Origin of the sequence: Verrucosispora sp. WMMC514, from assembly GCF_027497295.1 — a bacterium.
Taxonomy (GTDB): Bacteria; Actinomycetota; Actinomycetes; order Mycobacteriales; family Micromonosporaceae; genus Micromonospora; species Micromonospora palythoicola.
Genome location: NZ_CP114906.1, coordinates 746,543 through 764,162 on the forward strand (window position 1 = coordinate 746,543; position 17,620 = coordinate 764,162).

General features: G+C 71.5%; 17 protein-coding genes. 8 read left to right on the top strand and 9 right to left on the bottom strand.

Features of this window, described 5'->3' with window-relative positions; translation table 11 throughout:
* Window positions 1-17: 17 nt before the first annotated feature.
* Together O7597_RS03275 and O7597_RS03280 are read right to left on the bottom strand one after the other, a co-directional pair.
* Entirely contained in the window at window positions 18-1,484 is a 1,467-nt protein-coding gene (locus O7597_RS03275; protein ID WP_281581976.1) for an NADH-quinone oxidoreductase subunit NuoF family protein, read from the bottom strand.
* Window positions 1,481-3,286 (bottom strand): ferric reductase-like transmembrane domain-containing protein, encoded by a 1,806-nt coding sequence (locus O7597_RS03280; RefSeq protein WP_281581977.1) that lies wholly within the window; start codon window positions 3,284-3,286, stop codon window positions 1,481-1,483. Before O7597_RS03280 ends, O7597_RS03275 begins: the two co-directional genes overlap by 4 nt.
* 255 nt (window positions 3,287-3,541) lie before the next feature.
* On the opposite strand from O7597_RS03280, the gene O7597_RS03285 reads away from it, so the two are divergent.
* Together O7597_RS03285 and O7597_RS03290 are read left to right on the top strand one after the other, a co-directional pair.
* Window positions 3,542-4,990, top strand: a complete 1,449-nt coding sequence (locus O7597_RS03285) for an alpha-amylase family protein (RefSeq protein ID WP_281581978.1) — start codon at window positions 3,542-3,544, stop codon at window positions 4,988-4,990.
* A gap of 292 nt (window positions 4,991-5,282) precedes the next feature.
* Window positions 5,283-6,137 carry a L,D-transpeptidase family protein gene (locus tag O7597_RS03290; protein WP_281581979.1) on the top strand — a complete coding sequence of 285 codons (855 nt, stop codon included), beginning with the start codon at window positions 5,283-5,285 and terminating at the stop codon, window positions 6,135-6,137.
* A gap of 51 nt (window positions 6,138-6,188) precedes the next feature.
* Here the strand turns inward: O7597_RS03290 and O7597_RS03295 are convergent, their stop codons facing one another.
* The gene (locus tag O7597_RS03295; RefSeq protein WP_281581980.1) at window positions 6,189-8,285 is read right to left on the bottom strand and encodes a prolyl oligopeptidase family serine peptidase; all 2,097 of its coding nucleotides are present in this window, start codon (window positions 8,283-8,285) and stop codon (window positions 6,189-6,191) included.
* A gap of 166 nt (window positions 8,286-8,451) precedes the next feature.
* On the opposite strand from O7597_RS03295, the gene O7597_RS03300 reads away from it, so the two are divergent.
* From O7597_RS03300 to O7597_RS03310, 3 genes are all read left to right on the top strand, one after another.
* On the top strand, window positions 8,452-8,658 hold the full coding sequence (locus tag O7597_RS03300) for a type II toxin-antitoxin system VapB family antitoxin (RefSeq protein ID WP_269737678.1): 207 nt from the start codon (window positions 8,452-8,454) through the stop codon (window positions 8,656-8,658).
* Window positions 8,655-9,074: a PIN domain nuclease gene (locus tag O7597_RS03305; RefSeq protein ID WP_269737679.1), complete on the top strand. Its 420-nt coding sequence runs from the start codon at window positions 8,655-8,657 to the stop codon at window positions 9,072-9,074. The genes O7597_RS03300 and O7597_RS03305 overlap by 4 nt, the downstream gene beginning before the upstream one ends.
* A 119-nt stretch (window positions 9,075-9,193) precedes the next feature.
* Window positions 9,194-10,333, top strand: a complete 1,140-nt coding sequence (locus tag O7597_RS03310) for a site-2 protease family protein (RefSeq protein WP_281581981.1) — start codon at window positions 9,194-9,196, stop codon at window positions 10,331-10,333.
* A 17-nt stretch (window positions 10,334-10,350) separates the two neighbouring features.
* On the opposite strand, the gene O7597_RS03315 is transcribed toward O7597_RS03310, so the two are convergent.
* Together O7597_RS03315 and O7597_RS03320 are read right to left on the bottom strand one after the other, a co-directional pair.
* On the bottom strand, window positions 10,351-10,905 hold the full coding sequence (locus tag O7597_RS03315) for a Uma2 family endonuclease (RefSeq protein WP_281581982.1): 555 nt from the start codon (window positions 10,903-10,905) through the stop codon (window positions 10,351-10,353).
* Window positions 10,906-10,972: 67 nt separating this feature from the next.
* Window positions 10,973-12,208, bottom strand: a complete 1,236-nt coding sequence (locus O7597_RS03320) for a D-arabinono-1,4-lactone oxidase (protein WP_281581983.1) — start codon at window positions 12,206-12,208, stop codon at window positions 10,973-10,975.
* A gap of 59 nt (window positions 12,209-12,267) precedes the next feature.
* Between O7597_RS03320 and O7597_RS03325 the strand changes: the two genes are divergently transcribed.
* Window positions 12,268-12,696, top strand: coding sequence for a hypothetical protein (locus O7597_RS03325; RefSeq protein ID WP_269737683.1), 429 nt, complete (start codon window positions 12,268-12,270; stop codon window positions 12,694-12,696).
* Between the two features lie 88 nt (window positions 12,697-12,784).
* On the opposite strand, the gene O7597_RS03330 is transcribed toward O7597_RS03325, so the two are convergent.
* The 4 genes from O7597_RS03330 to O7597_RS03345 form a co-directional block, all read right to left on the bottom strand.
* On the bottom strand, window positions 12,785-13,714 hold the full coding sequence (locus O7597_RS03330; protein ID WP_281581984.1) for an LLM class F420-dependent oxidoreductase: 930 nt from the start codon (window positions 13,712-13,714) through the stop codon (window positions 12,785-12,787).
* Window positions 13,715-13,814: 100 nt separating this feature from the next.
* Entirely contained in the window at window positions 13,815-14,510 is a 696-nt protein-coding gene (locus tag O7597_RS03335; protein ID WP_281581985.1) for an ABC transporter permease, read from the bottom strand.
* Window positions 14,507-15,427, bottom strand: a complete 921-nt coding sequence (locus O7597_RS03340; protein WP_281581986.1) for an ABC transporter ATP-binding protein — start codon at window positions 15,425-15,427, stop codon at window positions 14,507-14,509. Before O7597_RS03340 ends, O7597_RS03335 begins: the two co-directional genes overlap by 4 nt.
* Window positions 15,424-15,783, bottom strand: a complete 360-nt coding sequence (locus O7597_RS03345; RefSeq protein ID WP_269737687.1) for a GntR family transcriptional regulator — start codon at window positions 15,781-15,783, stop codon at window positions 15,424-15,426. The genes O7597_RS03340 and O7597_RS03345 overlap by 4 nt, the downstream gene beginning before the upstream one ends.
* 149 nt (window positions 15,784-15,932) lie before the next feature.
* Between O7597_RS03345 and O7597_RS03350 the strand changes: the two genes are divergently transcribed.
* Both O7597_RS03350 and O7597_RS03355 read left to right on the top strand, forming a co-directional pair.
* The gene (locus O7597_RS03350; RefSeq protein WP_269737688.1) at window positions 15,933-16,460 is read left to right on the top strand and encodes a SigE family RNA polymerase sigma factor; all 528 of its coding nucleotides are present in this window, start codon (window positions 15,933-15,935) and stop codon (window positions 16,458-16,460) included.
* Window positions 16,457-17,620, top strand: coding sequence for a hypothetical protein (locus tag O7597_RS03355; RefSeq protein ID WP_281581987.1), 1,164 nt, complete (start codon window positions 16,457-16,459; stop codon window positions 17,618-17,620). The genes O7597_RS03350 and O7597_RS03355 overlap by 4 nt, the downstream gene beginning before the upstream one ends.

The window sequence follows — 17,620 nt, forward strand, 5'->3', positions numbered from 1 at the left end:
CGCCACGGTCGGCGGGCTCAGGCCTGGGTCAGCCGCAGTGCCAGCGCCGGGCAGACCTTCACCGCCTTCACCGCACCCTCCCGCAACCAGGTCGGTACGGGGGTGGGCGGGAACGCGGGATACCCGTTCTGGTCGAGCCGGATGAAGTCCGGCACCACGTGGGCGCAGAGACCGTGCCCGTCACACCGGGACCAGTCCAGGACCAGCTTCTGCGGGTCGGGATCGGGGGCGCCGGGCAGGCCCATCATGCCCTTGACCCGCCGACCGCAGCCCTCGCCGGTGGTGTGCTTCTTCAGGTCGTCGGCGAAGACCTCCATCGCCGAGAGCGCGAACCGGGACGTACCGTCGGGGTGGCTGCACGCGCCACGGCCCTTGACGTCGCCGGCGGCGGCCCGGACGACCTCCACCGGCGCGCTGCCGGAAACCGCCAGGTCGACGGCGCGGGCCAGGTCGGGCAGCCCCCGCTTGCACGGGCCGCACTGCCCGGCGGACTCCCCGGCGAGGTAACGCACCACCTGCGCCGCCTCGCCCAGTGGGCAGGTGTCGTCGGCGAGCGGGACGATGATGCCGGCGCCGAGCGTGCCACCGACCGCGGCGAGGCCCTTGCGGGAGACCTCGGCCCGCTCGGCCGCCTCCCTGGTGATCCACTTGCCGTGGTAGCCGCCCATGAGGATGCCGGGGCCGTCCGGCACCTCGCACAGTTCGAGGATCTCGGCCAACGGGGTGCCGGCCGCGCACTCCACCACCGCGTGCCGGTTCGCCGCGCCGGTGACGCTGAGCAGCACCGTGCCGGGTTCGTCGTCGGTGCCGAGCGCCGCGTACTCGTACGGGCCGAGTCGGGCGGCGACCGCCACCTGGGCGTACGTCTCGGCGTTCGACAGCAGGGTCGGCAGCCCGCCGACACCGGAGTCGCTGGCCCGCTTCTTGGTGCCGGGCGGGATGTGCGGCAGCCCGTTGATCCCGTTCACCAGCGCGCCGCCCTCACCGCTGATGAACCGGTGCGGCACCGTCACGACGCTCGTCGGCACCGGCATCCGGCGCTCGTCCAGAGCCTCCATCAGGGACTCCCGGCCGACCATGTCGTCGGCCACACAGAGCACGATCTCCTCGGCGTCCAGCGCGAACGCGGCGAGCGCGGCACCGTCGAGGATCAGGTGCGGCGCCCGGGTGAGCAGGACCTTGTCCTTCCAGCTGGCCGGCTCGCCCTCGGTGGCGTTGACCACCACCACGGGCGGCAGATCCTGGCGTTCACAGGACTCCAGCACCGCCCGCAGCTTGCGCGCGAACGGGAAGCCGGCCCCGCCCTTGCCCTTGAGCTGGATGCCCTCGGCCAGCCGCAGCAGGTTGGACGGCTCCATCGGGCTGATCGGGCCGTGCACCATCTCGTGGGCGCGCAGGTCGAGCCGGCCGAACTCGGCGAACCCCGCGGTGAGCCGGGGCTCACCGACGGCGGCCACCGGGGGAACGGTGGTCCGCGTCGTCACTTGGCCTCGCCCCGCAGCCCGGCCCAGTAGGCGCCGTCCACCGAGTCCGGATCCGCCCGCCGGCGGCGCCGACTCTCCGCCGAGGAGGCTCGGCGGGCCCGCCGGGAGGCGAGGTCGACCAGGGTCGGGGTGTCGTCGTCGGCCACGTCGTCCGGGGCGTACCGGGCCGGCGGACGCCAGTAGTCGGTCTCCGCCTCCGGCAGGTCGTCCTCGGCGCTGTGCCGTCCTCCGCCGCTGCGCGGCTCGGCGGAGATCGGCGAGCCGGAGATGGGTGCACCGGAGATCGGGCCGGCCGAGATCGGGTTGCTCGACTCCCACCGCCGAGGGCTGTCCCACGGCTCCTCCGGCTCATCGACCATGCGCTGCGGCGGGGCCGAGTACCGGCTGTCGGGCCGGGACCGGCGGGAACGGCCGTACTCCTCCTCGTCGTCGGGGTCGCGGCGGCGGCGCACCGGCTCCTCGTACTCGTAGTCCACCAGGTCCTCGTCGCGGCGGGCCGCACGACGGCCCACCGGCTCGCGCTCCACCTCGCGCCGCGACCGGCGGCCGGTCGGTTCCTCGTCGCGCCGGGACCGGCGGACCACCGGCTCCAGGTCCTCCTCCACCCGCGCCGCTCGCCGCCCGGTGGTCTCCAGATCCTCGTCACGGCGGGCGGAACGCCGGCCGGTCGGCTCGGCATCGCGGCGCCGACGTGCCACCGGTTCCAGCACCTCGGTCTCGCGGCGCACGACCCGCTCCAGTTCCTCCTCCTCGCGGCGCGAGGCGCGCCGGACGACCGGCTCGAACTCCTCGTCGCGACGGTCCCGGCCGGACCGGACCGGCTCCCGCAACGTGCCCGGCTCGGGGACCACCGGCACGGTGAACCGTTCCGGGTCGTTGCGCCGGATGGTGGGGCTGGCCCAGGTGCCGGAGGTGCTGTCGGCCCAGCTGGTGTCGCGACGGACCCGCTTCTCCCGGCCGTCGTCGGCTTCCTCGCGCCGGCCGGTCAGGGTGCCCAGCAGGGACTTGCCCCGGGTCTCCTCGGTGGACTTGGCCCCGCTCATGACCTCGTTCAGCACCGCGGCCTGCTGCTGCTCGCGGCTGCGCCGTTGCAGGGTGACCGAAAGGCGGACCATCAGGGCGATCACCACCAGCAGTACGCAGGCGAAGTAGCTCAGGCCCACCCAGGTGGCCGGCGGACGGCCGGCGAGCAGGCCGTGGAAGATGGCGAACGGCCAGGACACGTACGCCATCGAGTGCAGGGCACGCCACACCCACTTCGGGCCGACATCGGCGAACCGGGCCCGGATGATGCCGGTCCAGAGCACACCCACCATGAGCAGCGCGGCGATGGTGCCCAGTCCGACATAGAGGCCCCGGCCACCGACGAACGGCACCGCGGCGTCGGTCATCCCCGCCCGGCCGCTGGCGATCTTCGTGATGACGTGGAAGGCCAGCCCGGCCACGCCGAGGATGCCGGTCGCCCGGTGCGCGGACTGCAACAGCACCCGGTGCCGGATGAGCAGCACCAGCCGGTCGGTGGCGAGCAGCCCCATCATCACCGTGAGGCTCAGCGCGACAAGCGCGATCACGCCGGCGAAGAACTCGGTGAAGAAGAAGCCCATCGCGTACATCTTCTGGCCCGCGCCGGTGAGCATCGTCAACGCCCACAGCGCGGCGAGCCCGGACGCGGAGAGCGCCATGATCTGGCCGCGGGACCGGACGCGGATCCCTCGACTGCTGCTGCTGGTACGTACGGCAGCTGCCTTCTCGTTCTGCGTAGCCCGGACCATCTGCTCCTCGATCGTCTCGCGGCGGCGCACCGCCGGCCGACCCTGTTCCCCATTCCAGTACGCAGCGCGGCTCCGGTCGGATCAGTGTCGTAAGAAAAAATCTCGCCGAGTTGTCGAACCGCCCCGCCGCCCGGCGCGTATAACGGCCCCGCGCCGACCGTCCACACCAGTGCATTGACAGGCGTTGAAATCGGCTTGTAACCTTTCTGAAATTTTCAGTCCCGGTTTGCAAGGTCCGGGCAACCCGCACCACCTCCCCGTCCCCCGGCACCCCTGGAGCACCCGATGCATCGACGTCGACTCCGCCCGGCGATCGTCGCCCTCGCCCTGATCGCCGGTCTCCTCGCCCCCGGCATGGTGACCGCACCCCCGGCCGTCGCCGCCCCGAGCGGCGGCAAGAAGGTCATCGCCAACCTCTTCGAGTGGAACTGGCCCTCCGTCGCCAGCGAGTGCGGCAGCACCCTCGGCCCGAAGGGCTACGGCTACGTCCAGGTCTCACCACCGCAGGAGCACGTACGCGGCAACCAGTGGTGGGTGGCCTACCAGCCGGTCAGCTACCGGATCGAATCCCGCAAGGGCACCCGCGCACAGTTCAAGTCCATGGTCGACGCCTGCCACGCGGCCGGCGTGAAGGTGATCGTCGACGCGGTCATCAACCACATGTCCGGCCAGACGGGCGGCGGCACCGGGTGGGCCGGCTCGTCCTACCAGCACCACGTCTACCCCGGCATCTACCAGTCGCAGGACTTCCACTACTGCGGGCGCAACGGCAACAACGACATCGTCAACTACAACGACCGCTACGAGGTGCAGAACTGCGAGCTGGTCAACCTCTCCGACCTGAAGACGGAGTCCGACTACGTCCGCTCCCGGCTGGCCGCGTACCTCAACGACCTGCTGTCGCTCGGGGTGGACGGCTTCCGGCTGGACGCCAGCAAGCACATGCCGGCGGCCGACATCGCCAACATCCGCAGCCGGCTCAGCCGGTCGGCGTACATCGTGCAGGAGGTCATCTACGGCGCGGGCGAGCCGATCACGCCGAACGAGTACACCGGCAACGGTGACGTGCACGAGTTCCGCTACGGCAAGGACCTGGCCCGGGTGTTCCGCTCCGAGCGGCTGGCGTACCTGCGCAACTTCGGCGAGGGCTGGGGACACCTGCCCACCGGCGTCTCCTCGGTCTTCGTGGACAACCACGACACCCAACGCGACGACGGCGGTGTGCTCACCTACCGCGACCGGGGGATCTACGCCCTCGCGAACGCGTTCATGCTGGCCTGGCCGTACGGCTCCCCGACGGTGATGTCGAGCTACACCTTCAGCAGCCGCGACGCCGGCCCGCCCTCGGACGGCAACAACAAGACGCTCAACACGGTCTGCTACTCCGGCTGGGAGTGCGAGCACCGCTGGCCGGTGATCGCGAACATGGTCGGCTTCCGCAACGCCACCGAGGGCGCCGGGGTCAGCAACTGGTACGACAACGGCAACAACCACATCGCCTTCAGCCGCACCGGCCGGGGCTACCTCACCATCAACGACGAGGGCTCCGCGATCAACGGCCGCTCCTACTACACCGGACTGCCCGCCGGCCGCTACTGCGACATCATCCACGGCACCTTCACCAACGGCACCTGCTCCGGCCCGGTGATCACCGTCGACGCCAACGGCTGGTTCGCCGCCAACATCCCCGCCCACGACGCCATAGCCCTCCACCTCAACGCCCGCCTCCCCTAACCAGCACCCCTTCCCCACCCCTTCCCCGCCGCCGCCCTCCCCGCCGCCGCCCTCCCCGCCGCGACCCGCCGCGACCGCCGCGACCCGCCGCGTTGATCAAGAAGTTTCGGTCGCCCCGCCCGCGGACCCAGACGCAAACTTCTTGATCAACACGCCCGCAGCGGCGGGTGGGGGTGGTGGCGGGGTTGGGGTTTTGGGGTTGTTCGGGGGTTTCGGAGGGTAGGGTGAGAGGGTGGGAGTTTTGGGGGTTTTGGGGTCGCGGGGGCGGCGGGGGGTCGCTGTCGGGGTGGGCGTGGCGGTGCTGATGGGTGGGGCCGCGTACACCGGGTGGGCGCTGACGCCGACGCCCGGGGCGGCGCCGGTCGCCGGGCCCACCGCCGGGGCGGTGCTGCCGACCGCGGAGGTGCCGCCGTCCGCCGACGCCGAGCGGGTGCCGCCCGCCGCACCGGCTCCGGACGGGCTGCCGGAGATCGACTACGACCCGGCCCCGGCCGGTTTTCCCGACGACCCGGACGCCCTCGATGCCACACCGCTGACCCGGGGCCTGCACCCGACCCGCAGGATCGCCGTGTACGACGCGCCCGGTGGACGGCCGCTGGCGTTCCTGATGCCGACGATCAGCGAGGTGGAACTCACCGTGCCGATCGCCCGCCGCGAGTCCGGCTGGACAGCGGTGCTGCTGCCCTCGGCCAACCGCAAACTGGCCTGGCTACCACCCGGCGGCTTCCGTACCGTCGCGCTGCGCGACCAGATCGTGGTGGAACGGACCCCGTTCCGGCTGACCTGGTACCGCGACGGCACCGCTCGACGATCCTGGCCGGTCAGCCTCGGCCAACGCGGCCAGGAAACCCCGCTCGGCCGGACCTTCGTGCTGGGCCGCACCCCACCACCGGAGTCGGTCTACGGCGGCGTGGACATCTACGCTCTCGGCTCGATCCCCGACGACCTGGATTCGGTGCCGGCCGGGCTGCGCGGCGCGCACATCGGCATCCACACCTGGTACCACGACGGGGAGCTGGGCCAGCAGACCACGAACGGCTGCATCCGGTTGACCGCCAGCGGCCAGCGCCTGCTACTGGAGAAGGTGCGTCCGGGCACGCCGGTGGTGGTCGTCGACGAACTGCCCGCCCCACCCTCCACCGCCTGAGCCGACCTGCTCGGCGCTCCGGCGAGGTCCACGAGCACCGCCGCGCCAGAGTCAGTGACCGGCAACCGACGTCCGGTCGTGCGGTCGCAGCGGTTGGCGCGGCAACCCGCCGGTTGACGGGACCAACCGTCGCCAGAGGAACTCCAGTGACAAGGCCTCGATGAACGCGCGCTGCTCGTTGTTGGCCGCCGCGCCGTGCCCGCCCTCGACGTTCTCGTAGTAGGCCACGTCGTGACCGTGCTCGCGCAGCCGGGCGGTCATCTTTCGGGCGTGTCCGGGATGCACCCGGTCGTCGCGGGTGGAGGTGATGAACAGGACCGGTGGGTACCGCACCTCGCTTCGCACGTTGTGGTACGGCGAGTACTCCCGCAGGTAGGCCCAGTCTTCCGGAACGTCCGGGTCGCCGTACTCGGCGATCCATGATGCCCCGGCCAGCAGCCGGTGGTAGCGGCGCATGTCCAGCAGCGGAACGTGCGCGACGACGGCACCGAAGACGGTCGGGTAGCGGGTCAGCATCACGCCCATCAGCAGGCCACCGTTGCTGCCGCCCTCGATGCCCAACTGGTCCGGCGTGGTGATTCCCCGGGCCACCAGGTCGGTGGCGATCGCCGCGAAGTCCTCGTACGCTCGGGGCCGGTTCTCCCGCAGCGCGGCCCGGTGCCAGCGGGGGCCGTACTCCCCGCCGCCCCGGATGTTCGCCACCACGTAGCTGCCGCCGCGCGCCAGCCAGCCCCGGCCGGTGATCCCGCCGTAGCCGGGAGTCATCGACACCTCGAAGCCGCCGTACCCGTAGAGCAGCGTCGGCCTGGCCGCCGCCTCCGGATCGCCGACCACGAAGTAGGGCACCCGGGTGGCGTCGGCGGAGGTGGCGAAGAACTGGCGTACCGCCAAGCCGTCGGTGTCGAAGAACGCCGGCGCCCGCTTCAGCGTCTCGACGCTGCCACCGACCTGCCCGAGGCGCAGGGTGGCCGGTTGGAGGAAGCCCTCCGAGGCGACCAGATAGGCGTTGCCCGACTCGGGGTCGGTCTCGACAAGGCAGCCTTCCTCGTCCGGCGGCACTCCCGGCAGCGGTTCGCGCCGCCAGCCGTCCTCGCCGGGGGTGAGGATCTCCAGCCGACTGTGTACGTCGGTGAGCGTGGTCAGGATCAGGTGGTCACGGGTCCAGGCGAAGCCGCCGAGTGAGGTGTGCTCGTCGGGTCGGAACAACACCGTCAGCTGCCGGCTGCCGGCAAGGAACGCGTCGAAGCGGATCGCCAGCAGGGCACCCGGCGGGTGGGTCGACTGACCCAGTGTCCACGGCGTGCGCGGCCAGACCAGCAGCCATTCCCGGTGTACGTCCCAGCCGGCGTCCTCGGGCACCGGGATCCGGACCCGCTCTCCCGACCCGGTCAGCAGGTAGCTCTCCGCCCGGTAGAAGTCGAGGCTGCGACCCACGAAGTCCCGCTCGAAGCCGGGCGTCGGGTCATGCCAGCCGTGCGCGCCGACGTCCTCGGTGGCCGCCTGGTAGACCAGTTCGGCCTCGGCCAGTGGGGTGCCGCGCCGCCACCGCCGGATGGTGCGGGGATAGCCGGAGTCGGTCAACGAGCCCGGCCCGAGGTCGGTGCCGACGAAGATCTGGTCCGCGTCGATCCAGCACACGTCGGTCTTGGCCTCGTCGATGGTGAACCCACCGTCCACGAACGCCCGGTCGACCAGGTCGTACTCGCGCACCACCACCGCGTCCGCGCCGCCCCGCGACAGACTGACCAGGCAGCGCCGGTGCCGCGGTGGCAGCGTCCGCGCACCACCCCAGACCCAGTTCTCGCCCTCCCGCTCGGCAAGCGTGTCCAAGTCGAGCAGGACGTCCCAGTCCGGCTCGGCCCGGCGGTACTCATCGAGCGTCGCACGTCGCCACAGCCCGCGTGGATGGGCGGCGTCGCGCCAGAGGTCGTAGTAGTAGCCGTCGCCGCGCCAGGCCGGGTACGGGATGCGGTCGTCCGCGTCGAGCACCTGCCGGATCTCGGCCTGCCGGACGGCGAACGCCGGGCCGCCAGTCAACGCCGCGACGGTCTCGGCGTTGCGGGCCCGGACCCAGGTCGCGGCCTCCGGGCCGTCCAGGTCCTCCAACCAGAGGTACGGGTCATCACTGTCGTCGGTCGAGATCGCCACCCTCGAACTATCGCCGACGTACCTTTCGGCACCGGACTCGGCTGCTGTCGACATGGCGACTCCCATGGCGGGGTCGCCCGCTGCCACGCGCTGAGCTTCCCCGGCTAGGTATCAGAATCACCCGAACTTGATATCATCCTGGCGGCGAAACAACCTTGGGGGCGACATGTCCAGAACGATCCTCGACGTCGATGACGAACTCCTCGCGCAGGCTTCCAAGATCTTTGGCACGACCACGAAGAAGGCGACCGTCAACGCAGCGCTGAAGGCCGCGGTCGACCGGGAGAAGCGACGTGAGTTCGCCGACTGGCTCAAGAGCGGCGGCCTGCCGGATCTCACCGGACAGGCCGGTACCAGACCGGACGCGGCGTGAGTCGGGAACTGTATCTGCTCGACAAGTCCGCTCTGGCCCGCTGGCCCAAGCCGGTAGTCGCGCCAGTGCTCGACGAACTTTCCGAACGTGGCCTGCTGGCGGTGTGTGGCTCGGTCGAGATCGAGGTGATCCAGAGCGCCCGGACGGTCAAGGACGCGCAGCGTGCTCGCTGGTTACTTGGCGGCTTCCACTGGCTCCCCACCCCCGACGAGGTCTGGGACCGGGCCGTCGAGGTGCAGCTCCAGGCGCTGCACAAGGGTAATCATCGGGCACTTTCCATGGCGGACCTACTGATCGGCGCGACCGCCGAGCGGCACGGAGTCACCGTGCTGCACTATGACGGTGACTACGACATGATCACCGCCATCACCGGCCAGCCCACCACCTGGGTCGTGCCGCCCGGCACCGCAGACTGATCGACCCAGCCGCCCGCCGGAGGCAGCCACCCCCTCACGGCACGGAAAAATGGACGACGCAGCGGATCGGTGACGTCCGGCCCTGGCATGGGCACGGGCTGCCGGGGTATGACCGAGACATGAGGGCGAGTTTCCGGCTCGGCCGGATCGCGGGCGTACCCGTCGGGGTCAACTGGAGTGTCCTGGTCATTTTCGCGCTGATCTGGTGGGGGCTGTCGGCCAACCTGTTCCCCGAGTCGTACCCGGATCGGTCCGTGGTCGCGTACCTGCTGGCCGGACTGACCGCCGCGGTGGTCTTCTTCCTCGGCCTGCTCGCCCACGAGGTGTCCCACGCGGTGGTGGCCAAGCGCAACGGCCTGGGCGTGCAGGGGATCACCCTGTGGCTCTTCGGCGGGGTCGCCGAGTTGCGCGGCGAGGCCCGCTCCCCCGGCGCCGAGCTGCGCATCTCCGGGATCGGACCGCTGGTCAGTCTGATCATCGGCGTCTTCTTCGGTGCCATCGCGACGCTGCTCGCGCTGGCCGGGGTGCAGGGGTTGCTGCTGGGCGTGATGGCCTGGCTCGGCGGCATCAACCTGCTGCTGGCCGTGTTCAACATCCTGCCGGCGGCACCGTTGGACGGTGGGCGGCTGCTGCGGGCGGCGGTGTGGAAGGCCACCGGCGACCGGACCCGCGCCACCGTGGTGGCGGCCCGGGCCGGTTGGATTCTCGGTCTGGCACTCATCGGGTTCGGGCTGTGGCGCTTCCTCACCGGCACCGGTGTCGGCGGATTGTGGCTGGCGTTGATCGGCTGGTTCCTGATCGGCGCGGCCACCATGGAGGAGCGACAGGCCCGGGTGGGCGACGCGCTGCGCGGCATCCGGGTCGCCGACGTGATGACCCCGCAGCCGCAGACCGCGTCGGGCGAGCTGACGGTGGCCGACTTCGTGGACAACTACCTCTTCGCGTACCGGCACACGGCGCTGCCGCTGATCGAGGACGGCCGGCCGGTCGGGCTGGTCACCCTCGACCGGGTACGCGGCGTGCCGTCCGGCGAGCGGGGCAGCACCACCCTGGCGGCGGTGGCGTGCCGCGCCGACGACCTGGTGCTCGCCTCCCCCGACGAGCCGCTCACCGACCTGCTGCCCCGGCTCAGCGAGTGTGCCGACGGCCGGGCGCTGGTGGTCACCGACGGCCGACTGGTCGGCATCGTCTCCCCCAGCGACATCAGCCGCGCCGTGCAGCGCAGCAGCATGCGCGACCAGCTAACCACCGGCCGCTGACCGCCGACTGCGCTGACTCAGTCGAGGTGGTCGGCCGGGGCGGTCTGCAACAACCAGGCCAGCGGCATGCGGGCCTGCTCGATATACCGCCCGTCGCCGCCGAGTTCGTGCAAGGTGACAGTCTGCGCGCCGTCCCGGTCCACCACCCAGTACCGGGGGATGCCGGCCCCGGCGTACTCGCGCACCTTCGTCACCGAGTCCATCGCCTCGGAGCCGGGCGACACGATCTCGATCACGAGCGCGACGTCAGCCACCGCCGACCACTCGCCGCGCCGGGGAGGTTTGCGCCAGACGCTGAGGTCCGGAATCCGGCCGCCGTTGCCGTCCGGGCCGGGGATGCCTACACCGACCGCCTGGAGCACCTGTTCCGCGGGCCAGCCCGCCATGATCAGCCAGGCGAACAGTCGGCTCGCGATCGTGGCGTGCTCCGAGTCGGGCGGCGGCATGACCGACAGGACACCCTCGGGGCTGGTCTCGTAACGGTGACCGTTCGCGTCGGCGGCGTTCATCGCCGCCACGTCGTCGAGCGTCACGACGGCGGGCATGTGCATGCCGACTGCCTCAGCGCTCATGGACCCATCCTATTTCGAGGTCCGGGCACGTCCACCGGGCCGCGCCGCGTCGGTCCGACGGTCGTTGTCAGCGGGGAAACAGCTGGTCGAGTTCCTCGGTGCGGAACCTGCCCTCGGGGTCGAGGCGGGCCACCAGCGCGGCGAAGTCGGCCCAGCGGGGATAGGTCTCGGCGATCGTCGGGGTCGGCATGGTGAAGACCTTGCCCCAGTGCGGCCGGGGCGCGAACGGGGCCAGTGCCCGCTCGACCTCGGCGAGGACCGGCAGCACCGCCGCCGCGTCGGCGATCCAGGTGAAGTGCACCGCGAGACTGTCGCGGCCGTACTGCGGGCTGAGCCACAGCTCGTCGGCGGCGATGGTGCGCAGCTCGCTGGTCTGCGCGACCGGGGCGATCAGGTGCGCCACCTGGTCCAGCGCGGCGAGCGCGTCGGCGGCCACCGCGCGGGGCAGGTGGTACTCGGACTGCAACTCGTCGCCGTTGCTCGGGGTGAAGCCGAGCCGGAAGTGCGGCAGCCGCTCGTGCCAGGGGCCGGGCACGCCGAGCTGCTCGGTGCAGTTGACCACCGGCATGCCGGGCACCGGATGCCAGGGCCGGTCGGCCGCCGTGGTGCCGAGCCAGTCCGCCGGAGGTTCCGGCTGGTCCGCGAGCTGCTTGCACCAGACCTGGGTGCCGCGGGTGGAGCGCCAGTCGGTGAAGACACTGACGCTGTACGCCGAGGCGAGCGCCTCGTCCAGCGCCTCGCGGGGCAGGTCGAGGCGGACGTACTGGCGTATCTCGAAGGTGGGCACCACGTCCAGGGTGAGCCGGGTGACGATGCCCAGCGCGCCGAGGGAGACCACCATGCCGGTGAAGTCGGGGTCGGTGCGGTCCACGGCGAGCAGGTCACCGGCGGCGGTGACCAGTTCCAGGCCGGCGACGGCGGTGGCCAGGTTGCCGACGGTCTCGCCGGAGCCGTGGGTGCCGGTGGCGACCGCGCCGGCCACCGAGATGTGTGGCAGCGAGGCGAGGTTGGCCAGCGCGTACCCCCGCTCGTGCAGCCAGGTGGCCAGGTCGCCGTAGCGCAGCGCGGCCGGCACGTGCACCACCCGCCGCTGTTCGTCCAGGTGCGGGGTGGCCGGCAGTCCGGCCAGCGTGACCAGGTCTCCGGTGGTGTCGCCGAGCCGGTTGAAGGAGTGTCCGCTGCCCACCGCCCGGAGTCGGTCGCTGCCGGCGACCAGTTCCCGCAGCTCGTCAACGGACGACGGCTGATGGAACGCGCGGGCCGCGTACTCGACGTTGCCGGCCCAGTTGCGGTGCGTCGACACTTACGACCCCCTCTGCCCGCCGGCGGTTACCGCCGGCTCCGTCGGGGAACCCTACGCCGATGAGCAGCTACCGTGATCCCGCCCCTCGTGGCGACGTGTACCCCTCCGAGGAGGAGATCGATCCGGCCGGCAACGGCGTGGAGCCCGCCACCGGTCCCGCCGGCACCCTCGACGGCGCCGCGGTCACCTGGTCCGACGCCGGACCGTGGGCGAGCCAGCCGGACCCGCAGCCCATCCCCACCCCGGAGCCGGTGCCGGAGCCGCCGCCCGCCCCCGGACCGCCGCCCCGGGTCGACGCCGGCGCCCGGTCGATCGTGACCCGGCACATGGACGGTTCGGTCCAGGTGGTCACCGACTTCGACGGCGACGGCGTGGCCGACCAGGTGCAGTTCGACCTCGACGGGGACGGGCTGCCGGACGTCACCTACCTCGACCGCGACCGGGACGGCCAGCTCGACACGGTGCTGCGCGAGGAGCACCGGGTCTGAGATCGGCTCCGATTGCGGCATGCCGGTGTTGCCGGGGCGGCTGATACCCCGGCTTGCCGCAATCGGAGCCGCCCCGTGCTGGCCGGCGTCAGAGCTGGCGCATCACCTCGGCCGCGACCAGGTCCAGGTGGTCCAGGTCGGTCAGGTCGAGGACCTGGAGGTAGAGGCGCTGGCTGCCGACCTCCGCGTACCGGCCGATGGTGTCGATGACCTCGGCGGGCGTGCCGGCGAGGCCGTTGGCGCGCAGTTCGTCCGGTTCCCGGCCGATCGCGGCGGCCCGTCGCGCCACCTCGGCGTCGTCCTTGCCACAGCAGAGCACCAACGCGTTGGACCAGGTCAGCTGGGCCGGGTCGCGGCCGATGTCGGCGCAGGCGGCGCGGACCCGCGCGAACTGCGCCACCGTCTCGTCGATCGAGACGAACGGCAGGTTGAACTCGTCGGCGTAGCGGGCGGCGAGCTGCGGCGTACGCTTCGCGCCCTTGCCACCGAGCAGGATCGGCGGGTGTGGGCGCTGCACCGGCTTGGGCAACGCGGGCGAGTCGACCACCTGGTAGTGGCGGCCGGTGAAGTCGAACGTCTCGCCCGACGGGGTACGCCACAGACCGGTGATCACCGCGAGCTGCTCGTCCAGCCGGTCGAACCGCTCCCCCAGCGGCGGGAACGGGATCCCGTACGCCTGGTGCTCGGCGTCGTACCAGCCGGTGCCGATGCCCAGCTCGACCCGCCCGCCGCTCATCTGGTCGACCTGCGCGACGGTGATGGCGAGCGGGCCGGGCAGCCGGAACGTCGCGGCGCTCATCAGCGTGCCGAGCCGGATGGACCGGGTGTCCCGGGCCAGCCCGGCCAGCGTCGTCCAGGCGTCGGTGGGGCCGGGCTCGCCGCTGACCGACCCCATCTTGAGGTAGTGGTCCGACCGGAAGAAGGCGCCGAAGCCGGTCTCCTCGGCGCGTCGGGCCACGGCGAGCAGGTCGTCGTAGCTGGCGCCCTGCTGAGGTTCGGTGAAGATCCGCAGTTCCATGGGTCGAGCATAGGTAAGCGGCAGGTGTGTCGCTTTGCCTCGTGCCATGGTGCGTCGACGGCCGGCGTCCGCCCCGCCTCGGACGCCGGCCGGTCGACGGTCAGGGGGTCGCGCGTCGGATGGTCAGGTAGCTGAGGCCGGCGAGCAGCACGGTGAGCAGCGCCGGCCAGCCGACCAGCAGCGTCCACCCGGGCTGGTCGGCGAACCAGCCGCCGATCGCCGACCACCAGCCCCGCCAGGTGGCGAGCACGACGAGCCCACCGATCCCGGCCAACGCGACGGTGCTCAGCATCAGCAGGCCGTTGACGCCCCACCGCTTGAAGACCAACGCGATGGCGATGCCGATGAAGCCGAGCAGCAGGAACGGGATCGCGAAGCCGAGGAACCGCAGCACCGGGTTGTCCACCAGCAGGAAGGGAATGCCGAAGAAGGTCAGGTTGACGCCCCACCCGTCGGTGGCCTCCTCGATCACGGCCAGCAGGTAGAGCACCGCCGCGTAGCTGATCGCCTGCCCGAGGTAGTTGAGCACGTTGCCGAGGTAGAAGCTGCGGCGGGAGACGCCCAGCCCGATGGCGAACGGGAAGTCCTGGGTGATCGCGTTGACGCTGGCCACGAACATCACCACGTAGATGCTCATCAGCCCGCCGGTGGTCGGCTCGAAGTCGTCGGCCTCGTTCATCGCGCTGAACAGCGCCAGGTTGATGAGGAAGCTGAGCGCGAGGATCCCCCACGGCCAGCCGACCACGCTGCGCCAGCCGATGAACTGGAGCCGGGCCACGGTCAGGGCGCGGTTCATCGGACGGCCTCCTTGTCTGCCACGGCGGCGCCACCGGCCGCGTGCCCGTTTGTCGAGGTGGTCAGGCGTACGACGATGTCCTGCAACGAGGACGCTTCGAGGTCGAGGCCCAGCGACCGGGCGCGGTCGTGCGCGGCCGGGCCGAAGTCGCCGCGTACGGTGGCCCGGGCCGTGCCGCCGAGCGAGGCCCGGTGCAGTTCGGTGCCGGTACGGGTGAACTCGTCCACCGCGGCGACCGGACCGGAGACGGTGACCACCTGGCCGCGCAGCGCCTCCGCCTCTACGTCGAGCAGGAGCCGACCCCGGTCGATCAGCAGGACGTGCTCGATCAGGTCGCTGACCTCGTCGATGAGGTGGGTCGACAGCACGATGGTGCGGGGATGCTCGGTGTAGTCGGCCAGCAGGTGGTCGTAGAAGAGCTGCCGGGAGACGGCGTCCAGGCCCAGGTAGGGCTCGTCGAAGAAGGTCAGCGGAGCGCGCGAGGCGAGCCCGACGACGATGCCGAGCGCGGAGAGCATGCCCCGGGAGAGCTTGCGGACGTTGCGCCCGCGCGGCAACTGGAACACGTCGACAAGTCGCTGGGCGAGCGCCTCGTCCCAGCCCGGATGCACCAGGCGAGCCGCCCGCAGGACGTGCGCGACCCGCAGGTGCGACGGGTAGGTCTGGCTCTCCTTGATGAAGGAGATCCGGGAGAGCACCTGTTCGTTCTCGTACGGGTGCTGCCCGAAGACGCTGACCTCTCCACTGCTGGCGAAGTTCTGCGCGGTGAGGATCTGCATCAGGGTGGTCTTGCCGGCACCGTTGCGCCCCAGCAGGCCGTGGATCCGATGCTCGGCGAGCGAGAAGCTGACCCCGTCCAGGGCGGTGACTCCCTGGTACCGCTTGGTCAGCTCGGTGACGGTGACGACCGCGCTCATCGGCCATCCTCCCAGGTGTCGATCATGCTCTTGAGTTCGGCCGGTTCGATGCCGAGCTTGCGCGCTTCGGTCAGCAGCGGCCGGACGTACTGTCGGGCGAACTCGTCGCGGCGCCGGCCGCGGAGCTTCGCTCGGGCGCCGGGAGAGACGAACATGCCGATTCCTCGCTTCTTGTAAAGAGTTCCGTCGTCGACCAGCTTGTTGACCCCCTTGGCGGCGGTCGCGGGGTTGATCCGGTGGAAGGCGGCCAGCTCGTTCGTCGAAGGCACCTGGCTCTCCTCGGCGAGCGTCCCGTCCAGGATCGAGTTCTCCAGCAGCTCCGCGATCTGGAGGAAGATCGGCCGGCCGTCCTCCATCACGTCCACCATCCCCAGTCGCCACACTGGTTGGCTGGTTCATTACTCATGTAACTAACCATGCAACCTGAGCGGCGGTGCTGTCAAGGGATGGATGGCGGCGTTAACCTTCCGGCCCGACCGGCGCGTCTACCTGTCGGGAGGTACGCATGACCGACAGGTATCCGGCGCCACCGGAGGGCTTCGCCGATTTCGTGGCGGCCCGGTCCGCCGCGCTGCTGCGCTCCGCCTGGCTGCTCACCGGCGACGCCGGCCGCGCCGAGGATCTGCTCCAGACCGTGCTGGCCGGGGCGTGGCGACGCTGGTCGACCGTGGTCGCGGCCGAGCATCCTGAGGCGTACCTGCGGCGGGCACTGTTCACCACCTACGTCTCCTGGTGGCGACGACGGTGGCGGGCCGAGTTGCCGGCCGCCAGGCCGCCGGAGGACACCGGACCCGGTGACCTGGCCCGCGAGTCGGCCGACCGGGACGCGGTCCGCCGGGCGCTGGCCCGGCTCAGCCGCCAGCAGCGGGCGATCGTGGTGCTGCGCTACGTCGAGGACCTCTCCGTGGAGCGGACCGCCCAGGTGCTGGGCTGCTCGCCGAACACGGTGAAGGTGCAGTCGTCGCGTGCCCTGCGCAGCCTGCGTACCGATCCGGACCTGAGCCTGTTCACCAACCGGGAGGTCGTGCCGTGACCCGTGACGACGAGGACATCCGAGGGCTGCTCGCCGGGGCCGTACCGCCGCTTGCCGCACCGCCGGAGCGGGTCGCCGAGGTCGGCGTCCGGGTACGCCGGCACCGCCGCCGGATGGCCGGCGGCGCGGCGGCGGCGGTCGCGCTGACCGTCGGCCTGGGCGTGGGCCTGCCGGCGCTTGTGGCCGGTCCCGGACGCGACGACGTCATCCCACTCGTCACCCCCGGCCCGCGCGGTGACGCCAACTGCCCGACCGACCTCGTCGGGCGTCCGGACCTGGCGTCCGTACGCTACGGCGACGACGAGCCGCTGGTGCCGACCGGCGCGGTGGAGATCACCAGCTGCCAGGTTCCGGTCGGTGGCGGACTCCGCCCGGCGGACCGGATCGGCCCCCGGACCCTCACCACCGGCGTCGACGAGATCGTCCGGCTGCTCAACGCCCAGCCACCGACCCAGCAGGACGGTCGAGGTCGACCTCGACCGGACGGCGACTTCGCGTGTGCCCTGATGGCGCGCTACGAGGAGACCGTCCTGGTGCTGCGCTACCCGGACCGGGACCCGGTCACGGTCTGGACGGACGCCAACTGCGGAGTCGCGGTCACCGCCACCCACGGCCGGGGAGCGGACTTCGGGGTGCTCAGGGCGTTCCTCGACAGGTACCGGGCGCAACTGGCCACGACCACCGACCCGGCCACCGTCACCACCCCGGCCTGCGTGGACACCTTTCCCATCGAGCGGATGCGGAAGAACTCCGAGGACTACCCGCCGGATCGGATCAGGCTGAACAACAGCGCCACGTACCCGATCCTGCCGACCCGACTGATCGAGGTCACCGCCTGCCGGTACGAGGTGCGCGGCGACACCGGCGAGCTGGTCGGGCAGCAGCGGCGGCGCGCCGGGGCGGACGAGGTACGGGCCGTACTCAACCAGGCGTTCGACAGGTCGGCGAAGGGCAGCGACTGCGGCGACTGGCCGGACTACCAGGAGCCCAGTGTCTTCGACACGCTGACCGTGGCCGACGCCACCGGCGAGACTGCCGAGTTCTGGATCCGGCACGAGCCGTGCCGCAGCGCCCGCCACGCCTACAGCTCCAGCCGGCAGCTCAGCGCGCAACTGCTGGCGGCCGTCACGGACCTGCTCGGCCAGCCGCCGTCGCGGTGA